The following is a 12,339-nucleotide window of genomic DNA, read 5'->3' on the forward strand; positions in this document are numbered from 1 at the left end:
GTGCTACAATCGACATGAAAATAATGGTATAAGAAGGTGGGTCATGACAAAATTAAGGTCGAATAATGACGGATTTCCATTCACTGCCCGAACAGATTATCGCCAGCACTTGCAACAACTTGTAGCAAGTGCGCTGCCCGCTGATTTTGAATTGGCGGCTGCTAATTTTGCCCGGTCGACCGCGAGTTCTTACTGGCTGATTAAGAAATCAAATGCCAAGCATAGTCATGATTGGATCACGCTGCGGGTTGCAACGCATCCTCTGTGGTTAGCGCATGCCCAACAGATTGAAATTTTGTGGCAGCACCCCGGTGATTTTACTGAGTTGGCTAGTACAATTAAACAAGCATTGAATCCTGTAGCTATTTCTGATAATCAGTTCCAATTAAGCCAACTGGATATCGCGCTGCTAAGATTATTGACGGCTTTGGAACGGCACAAATTAATCTGGTTTATCCGGATGGCACCAGCAATGGCAGCGGCCCATAAAGCCGTTTCGTTTGATCTGAAGACTGATTTCTTGGCTGCCCAACTCTACTTGGGTGATCGAAATAATGCCAATAATCTGTTAGTGCCAGTGGCGGTACCTGATTTTCAGCAACGGCTGGCCACCTTCTATGGTAGGAATTTGTTGTTCTCACAATTCACAAAGCATTCATTGATGAAACTATTGCCGACTAATCAATGGCTTCAACCGATCTTAGGGGAGCTGGAAGCGCCAACGGATTGGCAACGATTATTAGTGGCGGCGTTTGGAGAAGGCTTTATTAAAGTGTGTTTGAAGCTGATGGATCAGGAGAATGATCATGATTAGGCTGGGATACTAGTCGACAAATTATTTATAAATGCCACCCAGGTCACCATTTTACATTGATAAAACTTGCGAAAAACGGCTGATCCCCATATTTCGATAAATATGGGGTCCATTTGGTGAATAAGCTTCATCATGTAACGACACCTATAGTAAAATAAAAAGATAGTTGTTTTTATGTGATTCAGTTGAAAGTAGCCCTAGTTATCATCATTTTTCCAGTGATTCGTTGAACTGTTTTGATCCGGGAATAACCGGTTGTGTGAATCAATTCGAATCCTGATGTGATTACCCTGTCTTTACGATATAGTATAATAAAGATAAATAACAGGAAGTGTTTTTATGAAATGGAGCAGAATCGGTCTATTAGTACTTACGGTATCTTTACTTTTTGCGATTACAAACTATCACAATGTACAGGCCAGCAGTGATTACCAAATTGTGAAAACGAAATATTATACTAGCAGTACGCCATTCCACGCAAAAAATCCTAAGCAAAATACTTATCTTTGGAATGCTAAGCATACAAAACGGTTGCTCAACCTCAAAAACTATCCTAACTCTTTTTGGACACGTGCCAAGACCGTTATTTTACGGAAAAATAATAAATCTGCTGTTTATTACTACGTAGCAGGTATGACTCCCCACGGGACACCTAATCTTTATGGGTATGTTTGGCGAGGCTATTTAAAGCCAGGATACAACCCTAATTACAAGGTTTGGAATGGCCTTGACATTAACTATTTTCTAAGTGACAAGGACTATCAGCGTTATATTAATCAATCACCTTCGCAAAACCTGAGTCGGAAAGTTCTGCATTTATTTCCTAATGCTCGACTTTCGCTGAAGTTGTCAAAATTAACTGCTTATGGATCAACTTTAACTGATTTTCGAAAGCAATTTTTGGATGTGCTTATCGTTAAAGATGCCAACTATGCCTTTTACAATCCCCACGGAAAAGTAACTTCTGCTAATCAAAAACTAACAGCAATTAAGACAGCCTTCGATACGCATGGATATAACCAACAAAAACGGTCAGCTTTGAATGGCTATCAGATTGGCATCTATTATGAAAGTAATCGGCAAACCGGTGGCGTTCTTTCATATGACGATGGTTATTATGCTGGTGTAACGGTAGCTAAGCCATTAAATTAACACGCGAAAAAGCAACAACTCACTTTAGCTCTAATTTGTGGGTTGTTGCTTTTTAGGTTAGTTAAATGCAGACTTAGGGAATCGGTAGATTTGGTTCTCAACTGATGCTCCCAGATATATTGTAATTCCAATGAGCACATTATCACCTGACAATTGAATTGCTTCGCCTTCTGTTTGAGGAGACTTTCTCCATTACATAGAATAAATGTGCTCCGACAAGCAGGAATCTGCTCGTAGGCACCTTGAGAAAAAATTCCAAGCCCGGGAATTTCTTCTCAAGGCGACCTACGCTCCGATTCCTAACCGCTTGTTTCCGCACTCTGGCTTTTGAACAGATATCCAAATCCCCGAATTGTCGTCAACATCTCCGGTTCCTTGGGGTTTTCCTCAATTTTCTTTCTTAAATTACTAATATGGGTATCGATAATTCTCAGCGTTGCACCGGTGGTATTTCCCCAGACTGCCGAGGCTATTTGAGTTCTGCTCAATACCGTATTGGCGTTACTAATGAAGAACAATAACAATTTGTATTCAATTGGGCTCAAATTGAGGTTCCTATTACCATTAACGACTTGAAATTTATCCAAATCAATTTTTAACGGTCCCACTAGTAAGTGGTTATCGGTTCCCCCTTGGCGGCTCATTCGCAGGCGATTGCGATTTTGGTAGACCCACAAGTGCTGAACGATTCGGGCGGTTACTTCTTTCATTGACGCTTTATATAGGTAATCATCAAAATGATAGTCAACAAAATACGAGCAAACGGTCCGCTCAGGATGTGGCTTGCTAGTTAATAATAGGATCGGACCGGCAATTTGGCTTCTCAAAATCTGCATTTCGGATGGATTTTGCGGCAAAACGACGCTGTTCAAATCCCAGATAACTCCGGAAACTTGCTGTAGTAAGTGATCCAATGGTTCAAATGAGACCCGGGTATTAATGTTGAAGGCGGTCAGTGACTTTTTAAGTTTGTTGGCGAGCTGTAAATCTTGACTGATTAATAGAATTTCCAGTGGCATCTGGTCTTCCTCCATTTTATTGAAATAGTTTACATCTTAAGTTATGCCATACTTTTGTCAGGAATCGGGGACTTTTACGTTACTTTTACATAAACGAAACTCGATATTTACATGACGTTGGTATATTAACAATGTACTTAAATGAGTACTAAAAAAATGGGATTCATATATTAGGAGGAAACATTATCATGAAAAAACGATCCTTTTTTTCAACAATCGTTGCGGTCGCAACGGTGGGGGGGTTACTTGCAGGTTGTGGCTCCAGCAGCAGTTCCAAATCTAAAAAATCTTCAGTGGATTCAAACGTTAAAATTACCGCGGTTGGTTCTACTGCCCTTCAGCCATTAGTTGAACAGGCGGCCAGCGATTATCAAAAGGACAATAGCAAGGTTAACATTTCCGTGCAAGGTGGCGGTTCCGGTACTGGTTTGAGTCAAGTTCAAGCCGGCGCTGTTCAAATTGGTAACTCAGATATCTTTGCCCAACAACAAGATGGGATTAAAGCCAACAAGTTAGTCGATCACCAAGTTGCCGTTGTTGGAATGACACCAGTTGTGAATAAAGATGTCAGCGTCAGCAATTTGACCATGGCTCAACTAAAAGGCATCTTTACTGGGAAGTACACGAACTGGAAACAAGTTGGTGGTAAAAACGAAAAAATCACCGTTGTTAACCGGGCCCAAGGTTCAGGTACGCGAGCAACCTTCGAATCAGCCGTTCTTGAAGGCGCCAAGGCTGTTAAGGCTCAGGAACAAGATTCAAACGGAACTGTTCAAAAGATTGTGTCAAGCACCCCAGGAACCATCAGCTACTTAGCCTTCTCATATGTCAATAATAAGATCAAAGCATTATCAGTTAATAATGTCAAACCAACTGATGCCAACGTGACAACGAACAAATGGAAGATCTGGTCATACGAGCACATGTACACTAAGGGTCAACCAAACGCTGCCACTAAGAAGTTCCTCAACTACATGGATTCAAGCAAAGTTCAAGACAGCTTAGTCCAAAAGCTTGGTTACATCAGTATTCATGATATGAAGGTAACTAAGAATGCAAGCAACGCTGTGAGTCAAAAATAGAGTGCGACTAGCAACGGGTGGCGGGGCTTAGGATTTAGCGCCAGTTGCGTCAGAGCACGTTTTCACTACCAAACAGAATCAAAAAATCATTATGTAACCCAACGAAGGCCAAAGGCAAATCAAATGCCCTCGGCCTTCATCAGGGTAAAGCATCATTAATTTCAGTACGAGTGCGCAAAGCAGAAACACCCTCGACAAGAATCCCCCAAAACCAGGGATTCTTGTTGAAGGAGACTTATATTCCAGTTTCTAACCGCTTTGCTTCGCTCACTTTATTAGGACAGCTCCTCCAGGCAGAAACTTGCACATAAGCACCCCAAACGTAAATTCCAAACCCAGGAATTCACGTTTGGGGAGACTTATGTACCAGTTTCTAAGCGCCTGGATCCGCTCACTAAATTATAGGAGGTTTAGCATGGATGAGATTAAGAAAGACCTGCAAAATCCATCGAAAGCAACTCACCAAGATTATTTTGGTCGAACAATTACCTACATCTGTATTGCTTTTGTGGGGTTGCTGGTAATTTCGATTTTATATTTCATCACGACCAGAGGTATCGCAACCTTTACGGCCAATCACGTGAGTTTGTGGAAATTTTTATCGGGAACTAACTGGAACCCAGGGTTACTTGATAAGCATGGCAATCCACAAATCGGTGCCCTGCCAATGATCGTGACGTCGTTTAGTGTCACAATCCTCGCTGCGGTGGTTGCCACTCCGTTTGCGTTAGGGGTTGCGTTATTTATGACGGAAATCGCACCAGAAAAGGGAACCAAGATTCTCCAACCGGTTATCGAATTGTTGGTCGGAATTCCTTCTGTTGTTTATGGATTTATCGGCTTGTCGGTGATCGTACCACTCATTCGTCACACGTTTGGGGGGACTGGGTTTGGAATCCTCGCCGGAACATTGGTCCTCTTTGTCATGGTACTGCCAACAATTACGTCACTTTCCGTTGACAGTATCAAGGCGGTTCCAATGTTTTACCGCTCGGCTTCATTAGCGTTGGGTGCCACCCGTTGGCAAACTATTTACAAAGTGGTTTTGAGAGCCGCTACCCCGGGAATCTTGACCGCGGTTATTTTTGGAATGTCACGGGCATTTGGTGAAGCTTTGGCCGTCCAAATGGTCATTGGTAACGCCGTCTTAATGCCTCATGGCTTGCTGACCCCTTCCTCCACGTTAACGAGTCAATTAACAACTGGAATCGGTAATACCACCATGGGGACATTACCTAATAATGCCTTGTGGTCGTTAGCTTTAATCTTGCTATTAATGTCATTAGTCTTTAACATTCTGGTTCGCTTTATTGGGAAGAAGGGTAGTTTAAAAAAATGAATTCTAAAACAAGTAATAACATTGCGACCGGCGTCATTTACGTCCTGGTTGCCGCCGTTATTGGCATCTTAGTATTCCTACTCGGCTACATCCTGTGGACTGGAATTCCGCATATCTCAGGCCACTTCCTAACTTCTGCTGCCCAATCTTTTAGAGCTGGCGGTGGGGTTCGTGATCAACTGTTTAACTCCTTATACCTGTTAGTCTTGACGCTGATTATATCTTTCCCGATTGCCTTAGGTTCTGGTATTTATTTGTCAGAATATGCGCCTAATAACTGGTTTACCAGCTTGATTCGAACCGCTGTTGAAGTTTTGAGTTCGTTGCCTTCCGTTGTGGTTGGGTTGTTTGGCTACCTGTTATTTGTTATCCAGTTCAATATGGGCTTTTCCATCCTGGCTGGGGCCATTGCGCTGACTTTCTTCAACTTGCCATTGTTGACTCGAAGTATCGAAGAGTCCTTGCAAGACGTTTCGCAATTACAACGAGAAGCAGGACTGTCACTGGGCTTATCACGATGGAAAACTATTACTGGGATTGTGTTGCCAGCTGCTGTGCCGGGAATTTTAACTGGAATTATTTTGAGTGCCGGCCGGGTATTTGGTGAAGCCGCTGCCTTGATTTACACGGCTGGACAAAGTGCACCAACTGTTAATTACGGTGACTGGAATCCAGCAGATCCAGCAAGTTTCTTAAATCCGCTACGCCCAGCTGAAACGTTGGCCGTTCATATTTGGAAACTGAATACTGAAGGCGTCACCCCGGATGCTGCCGCCATTTCAAGTGGGGCATCGGCCGTTTTGATCGTCGTGATTCTCTTATTCAACCTCTTAGCTAGAATGCTTGGCAATTGGATGTACAAGAAAATGACCGCAACGAGGTAGGAGATTAATATGCAAAACTATTCATTTGATGATACCCACATTATTGATATACCGTTGGAAAAAGCGATGACCACGGAAAATCTCCAAGTATTCTATGGGGATAACCATGCCATGCACGATGCCTCGTTGGAATTTCCCCGGTACCGGATTGCCGCTTTGATAGGTGCCTCCGGATCAGGAAAGTCAACGTATTTGCGCTGCTTGAACCGGATGAACGATCGGATTGCGACCGTTAAAGGCAAAATTATGTATCGAGATACTGATATCAATAGTAAGAATATTAATGTCTACGAAGTCCGCAAACACATCAGCATGGTGTTTCAACGGCCGAACCCCTTTGCCAAATCAATTCGAGAAAATATTACCTTTGCTTTAAAACGAAACGGAATAAAAGATAAGAACGAATTGAATAAACGAGTTGAGGAGAGTTTGAAAGCCGCTGCGCTTTGGGATGAAGTCAAAGATGAGCTGGATAAAAGTGCCTTGGCATTATCTGGTGGTCAAGCGCAACGGCTATGTATTGCCCGTTGTGTCGCCATGAAACCGGATATTCTGTTGCTAGATGAGCCGGCCAGTGCCTTGGATCCGATATCGACCGCTAAGATTGAGGAAACTCTCCAACAATTGCGGAAAAATTATTCAATCATTATTGTGACTCATAATATGCAACAAGCATCAAGAATTGCGGATTACACGGCATTTTTCCACATGGGCCACGTGCTTGAATATGACGAAACGGAAAAATTATTTACTAATCCAGAAATCAAAGCCACTGAGGATTACATATCCGGTAACTTTGGCTAGTAAAGGAGCAGTGGGCAATGACCAAAATCATTACAAGTAAAGATGTCCATTTATACTATGGCAAAAAAGAAGCCCTCCACGGCATTAACCTGGATTTCGAAGAACACCAAATCACTGCATTAATTGGTCCGTCGGGGTGTGGTAAGTCCACTTACTTGCGTTGCTTGAATCGAATGAATGATTTAATCAAAGGGGTCACCATTACCGGAAGCATTAAGCTGGAAGATGAAGATATTTATGCTCCCCAAACTGATGTGGTTAATTTGAGAAAACGGGTTGGCATGGTGTTCCAGCAACCCAATCCATTCCCGTTTAGCGTCTACGAAAACGTTGCTTATGGTTTGCGGTTAGCGGGTGAAAAGGACAAACACGTTCTTGATGAGCGGGTGGAAACCAGTTTGAAGCAAGCCGCCATTTGGGATGAAGTTAAGGACCATCTCTATGAAAATGCCTTAGCGTTCTCTGGTGGGCAGCAGCAACGGATCGGCCCGGGTGTTAGCCGTCCAGCCGGAAGTGGTGTTACTAGACGAGCCGACCAGTGCGTTGGATCCAATTTCCAGTGCCAAGATTGAGGACACGTTAATGAATATTCGCCATGAGTACACGGTCATCATCGTGACCCATAATATGCAACAGGCATCGCGAATTTCAGACAAGACGGCATTCTTGTTGAACGGTGATCTGGTTGAATTTTCGAAAACTGAGAAGATGTTTATTCACCCAGATGATGAGAAGACCAGTGACTATTTGAATGGGAAGTTTGGATAATACAGGGAGGACACCACAATGCGAGAATTATTTGATGATGAATTAAAAAAGCTCCACGGCCGGTTTGTTGAAATGGGGCTCAATATTAGTGAACAGATTTATAGTTCAACTAAGGCTTTTATGGAACATGACAAAAAGTTGGCGCAGGAGGTCATTGATGCCGATAACGAAACCAACGGCGAAGAAATGCGACTGGAGAAGCAGGCCCTGAGTTTGATTGCCCTTCAACAGCCGGTTGCCACTGATTTTCGGGTGATTATCAGTATTTTGAAGGCCAGTTCAGATTTGGAACGGATTGGCGATCATGCCGTTAGCATTGCCCGGGAGACCATTCGAGTGAAAGGCAATCCGCGAATTCCCAAAGTCGAAAAAGAAATCGCCAAGATGACCGATCAGGTTCGCGATATGCTGGAAAAAGCATTGGATGCCTATTCCAAGAGTGACGCTGATGCCGCTAAAACGTTAACCAACGAAGATGTGGCCGTTGACGAACAATACCTATTGATTCGCGATGCAATTACCAAAGCCGTTGAGGAGAATACCGAAACGGCCCTTGCCAGTTCAAGTTACTTTATGGTCATTCGTCTGCTTGAGCGGATTGGTGACCACATTGTCAATTTAGCAGAATGGATTGTTTATAGTGCCGCTGGTCAGATTGTTGAGTTAAATCCTGGCAAAGCCAACCCCGAATTAGTTAACAAGCTGTACTCAGAAGAAATTGTGAAAGAAAAGGATAAAGCACCCAATAAAAAGGGTAATCAATAGTTTAGCTATGAATTGAAGCTAAACCGTAATCATTGAAATGCTAAAATATCAGTTACAAAAAGATGGATTCAAAAGCAGTTCCTAGTTTTCTAGGAGAAACTGTTTTTGAGTCCATCTTTAATTTTTAAAGGGGTCGTTATTTGGCGACAATTACTCGCCCATCATGCTTTGATTCCAAGATCTGATGGCCTTTTACAACGCCAGCTAACGTAAATGGTAGTTGCTTGGCAATCTTAATTGAAAGTTTTCCTTGGGCCATTAGTTCAATCATGGCCTTTAGTGCCTGTAAATCAGTGATTTGTTGGGTTGGGTGAATGTGATTGAAGTGAACATCCTTGTCGGTATCCGGATCGCCATCTGCGACACTGGCAATAATCCCGCCATTCTTGACAATCTCAGCATCATTTTCACTGCCAATGCCATTCAAAGCGGCGTCAATGACAACGTCGGCCGTGTTTGCCAAAGCCTTTGCTGGGTCTTGTTGATCATAAGCAACGTAATCCGTGATTCCTAATGATTTAACATATTCCTCATTGCGACTGGAACCAACCCCAATTACTTTGGCACCAATGCTTAAAGCAACTTGGGCGGCGATCGAACCAACACCACCGGAAGCTCCTTTAACAACGACGGTTTGGCCGGGTTGGACGTTCCCAAATAGATGAACGCCCTTGTAGCCGGCTAATCCAGGTGTAACAATTCCAGCGGCCTGCGCAAATGAGACGCTATCTGGAATGGTGACGGTATTGGTATCATCACCCATTGCATATTCAGCGTAGGAATGATGGCCATGGGCAACGACGCGGTCACCAATTTTAATACCCTTAACATCACTACCAACCTGTTCGGCAATTCCAGCGACATCTCGGCCGGGAATAATGCGATGATCAGTAGGCTTGAATTTACCCGCTCGTTGTAATGCTTCAAAGTTATTTAAGTTAAACGCTTGGGTTCTAATGAGAACTTGGTTGCTGGTAATCTCTGGAACGGGAACATCATATTCCTGGAAAACTTCCGAGCCACCATTTTTTTCGTATCCAAATGCTTTCATCGCTAATTGCTCCTTTCTAATTCACAATCCCCTAAACTAATTATAATTCATCCAGGTCGAAAAGCAATCAATTAGGCGGGAGTTGTTGATGAGGTGAAATGTTTATCCCACGCGCACATAACTTGAAAAATGCGGCGGATATGATATATTTGTAGTGCAAAGAAGTTTTGGCACCATGAACACCAAAGCCCCCAACAGCTGCAACTGTTGAGGGCTTTTTTATGGCTGAATGTCGCCTATATTGCTTTACTTGCGGTGTCTGCGGTTCAGCCAGTCAACAAACCAAGCGGTAATTAGCGCTACCGCAAGTGGGGCAAAGAAGTTCTGGAACAACATGAACACCCCCTAACTGACGCTAGGTAGGCGACTTTAAAAGTATATCATGAGTGATTTTGGCATTGCCACAATAATTTATGAATTAGTATTATTAGCTTGATTCCTCGCTACAATAGGAATAGAACTGGAATTTGTAATTCCAAAAATGAAATACTTATCCTAAAATGAAGTTCATTGAGAGGGATGACAAAATGGCTGAAACGAACACTTACCTAAAATATCGTTTGAAAAATTTACCCAAGCAAACAGTCGTGCAGAAGGTCTACGTGGGCACTAAATATGTATACGCCTTACAGTTGTATCATCAAAACAGGGATGCAGTGATCTCCCGCGTTCGAAAAAATCGGGTGAAAAATGGGTATGATCTCAATTTTCGCCACGCGAAGAAGATGTATCTTAAGAATTTTGGCCATGGCCAGACCTTAGAATACTTCAAGCATAACGGGATTGATTACTGGTGGGTGGTGACTAAACCAAATGTAGTCGATTATCCGGATATGAAATGGGGAACCCAACTCGCCCGCATTCGTTTTAAACCAAATCGAGAACGGCGAACCCGTCATCGGGGCAATACTTCCGTCACCCGCCTGGTGATGTTAAACCATGCCACGCCGACAGGTGATTCATACGGCCAACTCAAGCGAGTGGAAGGGGCGTTGTCACCTGACAAGCAGACGTTATTAATTGCGGCAATTGATGTGGAAAATACAGCCCACTTCAGTTTGTATGATAGCCGAAAGTTGAATGATGCCTTGGATGCGGTCGATGATCATAATGGCTTTGTGGATCTCAGTCAAGTGGGTGATCTGTTTTCAACTCGGGTTGCCACTCCGTATTTTGAAATATCAAAGTTCGCGAACCAACTAACATCGCCATCAATTCAAGGGTTCGACTTGGACAATGGGCTTGCAATTTACGTTTCCAGTGGTCAAGCAGCTGTCAGCGAAAACCACCCTAGCGCTGACACACCAGGAATCAGCCGATTCGAATGGGGAAGTCAAACTGCTCAACAAGTTTTGCTACACCATTCTAATTGGATCGGCAAAAATATTGAGACTGAGGGGATCCAGGTAGCGTCTCGGGTATATATCGGGATTGCGTATCATGACGCCGAGCCATATGCGACGAAGACGTTAGAGAATCGAGTGTATTGGTTTTCTAATATCTAATGATGGGATAATTGTCATTACCGCTATTAGCGGTTGAATGAACCGTATTGATTATTACCGCCAGTTATCAATAAAATGCAAACTGAAATGTTTTTAATTAATCTCACTATGTGCGCTCAGTTTTTTCGCTCTGTTTTTGAATATAAATAGATCAAGAAACCACCCCAACATATCATTAAAAAGAGAAGTAGATTCGCAAAGATGTTTGGATGACTCATTGTATTGGTTAGGATATCAGGAACCTGGAAGCAGGGATAGGTAAGTAAGGGAAATGTGAGGCCTTTAAAAATAGGCTTTTTTAGTTGTCTGTGACGCTTTAAGACAATTCCCAGCGCTCCAACGATAACTAGCCCGATGATAGCGCTTTCCCAAAATGGACTGACGACAGAAATAAAAATGCTTATTCCTATTAGAATGTAGCCAGCTGTAAAGATGGCCCTATCAAATTTTGTTAAGAATGTTCGTTGTTTGATATTCATAATTACATCATCTCCCTTTAACCAATTGATGCTTTCATCATTATCCTATAATATTAAAAGTACAAGCTTAGAATCACAGACATGCCTAATTTGAGGTTGTTTTTGGTGCTCAGGCTAAGAAGTTGCCAACAACAGATACTTATAACAAGTCATAATAAAAATAAAGGAGTGAAAGCCGTGGGTATTTCGACAAAATTAAAGCAATTTCGAAAAAATAAGCAGATGACTCAGCAAGATGTGGCAGCATATCTCCACGTTTCTCGAAAAACCATCTCTGGTTGGGAGAATGATCGCAGTTATCCTGATGCTAGCATGCTCATCAAACTGAGTGATTTATTTGGAATATCAGTGGACAATCTCATCCGGGATGCGAAAATGACTGTCAATGATAGACCCAAGGAACAAAGGTCTAGGAAAAGACAAACTGTTTTCATTGCCACGTATCGCTTTAACATTGTTCTATTGATTGTCGGTTACCTACATATGTATTATTTGCCAGGTTTTCATTCAGCGATCACCACTTTGATCTTATTGATCAATGAACTTGCAGTATTTCTTTCTTATGAGAGTTGGATAAATCTGAAACGGCGATTAACGTTGTGAAGTGCAACAGAAAAGTTAGACAAGTTTAGATATTGATTTAAGCTACCATGGCTTGATTCCTGTATTCTACAGGG

General features: G+C 42.6%; 12 protein-coding genes and 1 pseudogene. 10 read left to right on the top strand and 3 right to left on the bottom strand.

Annotated features, from left to right (window positions below; all coding sequences use genetic code 11):
- Positions 1-43 precede the first annotated feature (43 nt).
- Positions 44-814 (top strand): hypothetical protein, encoded by a 771-nt coding sequence (locus KTE19_RS06225; protein ID WP_217341873.1) that lies wholly within the window; start codon positions 44-46, stop codon positions 812-814.
- 339 nt (positions 815-1,153) lie between these two features.
- Positions 1,154-1,966: a hypothetical protein gene (locus KTE19_RS06230; protein WP_217164042.1), complete on the top strand. Its 813-nt coding sequence runs from the start codon at positions 1,154-1,156 to the stop codon at positions 1,964-1,966.
- Between the two features lie 299 nt (positions 1,967-2,265).
- Here KTE19_RS06230 and KTE19_RS06235 read toward each other — a convergent pair whose 3' ends face one another.
- Positions 2,266-2,985, bottom strand: coding sequence for a winged helix-turn-helix transcriptional regulator (locus tag KTE19_RS06235; RefSeq protein ID WP_249778466.1), 720 nt, complete (start codon positions 2,983-2,985; stop codon positions 2,266-2,268).
- Between the two features lie 188 nt (positions 2,986-3,173).
- On the opposite strand from KTE19_RS06235, the gene KTE19_RS06240 reads away from it, so the two are divergent.
- From KTE19_RS06240 to phoU, 6 genes and pseudogenes are all read left to right on the top strand, one after another.
- Entirely contained in the window at positions 3,174-4,067 is an 894-nt protein-coding gene (locus KTE19_RS06240; protein WP_217341874.1) for a phosphate ABC transporter substrate-binding protein PstS family protein, read from the top strand.
- Positions 4,068-4,482: 415 nt separating this feature from the next.
- A complete protein-coding gene (pstC, locus tag KTE19_RS06245) occupies positions 4,483-5,406 on the top strand; it encodes a phosphate ABC transporter permease subunit PstC (protein WP_217164034.1) in 924 nt (307 codons plus the stop codon).
- On the top strand, positions 5,403-6,290 hold the full coding sequence (gene pstA / locus KTE19_RS06250; RefSeq protein WP_217164032.1) for a phosphate ABC transporter permease PstA: 888 nt from the start codon (positions 5,403-5,405) through the stop codon (positions 6,288-6,290). Before pstC ends, pstA begins: the two co-directional genes overlap by 4 nt.
- 9 nt (positions 6,291-6,299) lie before the next feature.
- A complete protein-coding gene (gene pstB / locus KTE19_RS06255) occupies positions 6,300-7,094 on the top strand; it encodes a phosphate ABC transporter ATP-binding protein PstB (protein ID WP_217341875.1) in 795 nt (264 codons plus the stop codon).
- A gap of 17 nt (positions 7,095-7,111) precedes the next feature.
- A pseudogene (pstB, locus tag KTE19_RS06260) lies at positions 7,112-7,862 on the top strand (phosphate ABC transporter ATP-binding protein PstB).
- An 18-nt stretch (positions 7,863-7,880) separates the two neighbouring features.
- On the top strand, positions 7,881-8,627 hold the full coding sequence (phoU, locus tag KTE19_RS06265) for a phosphate signaling complex protein PhoU (protein ID WP_217341876.1): 747 nt from the start codon (positions 7,881-7,883) through the stop codon (positions 8,625-8,627).
- Positions 8,628-8,763: 136 nt separating this feature from the next.
- On the opposite strand, the gene KTE19_RS06270 is transcribed toward phoU, so the two are convergent.
- On the bottom strand, positions 8,764-9,678 hold the full coding sequence (locus tag KTE19_RS06270) for an NADP-dependent oxidoreductase (protein ID WP_217164024.1): 915 nt from the start codon (positions 9,676-9,678) through the stop codon (positions 8,764-8,766).
- Positions 9,679-10,205: 527 nt separating this feature from the next.
- Here KTE19_RS06270 and KTE19_RS06275 point away from each other — a divergent pair.
- Complete coding sequence (locus KTE19_RS06275; RefSeq protein ID WP_217341877.1) at positions 10,206-11,183, top strand: helveticin J family class III bacteriocin; 978 nt, start codon at positions 10,206-10,208, stop codon at positions 11,181-11,183.
- A 116-nt stretch (positions 11,184-11,299) separates the two neighbouring features.
- Here KTE19_RS06275 and KTE19_RS06280 read toward each other — a convergent pair whose 3' ends face one another.
- Positions 11,300-11,662: a hypothetical protein gene (locus tag KTE19_RS06280; RefSeq protein WP_217164020.1), complete on the bottom strand. Its 363-nt coding sequence runs from the start codon at positions 11,660-11,662 to the stop codon at positions 11,300-11,302.
- A gap of 177 nt (positions 11,663-11,839) precedes the next feature.
- On the opposite strand from KTE19_RS06280, the gene KTE19_RS06285 reads away from it, so the two are divergent.
- A complete protein-coding gene (locus tag KTE19_RS06285; RefSeq protein ID WP_217341878.1) occupies positions 11,840-12,265 on the top strand; it encodes a helix-turn-helix domain-containing protein in 426 nt (141 codons plus the stop codon).
- Positions 12,266-12,339 lie beyond the last annotated feature (74 nt).

The sequence above is a fragment of the Lentilactobacillus dabitei genome (genome assembly GCF_019061365.1).
In the GTDB taxonomy this organism is placed as follows: Bacteria; Bacillota; Bacilli; order Lactobacillales; family Lactobacillaceae; genus Lentilactobacillus; species Lentilactobacillus dabitei.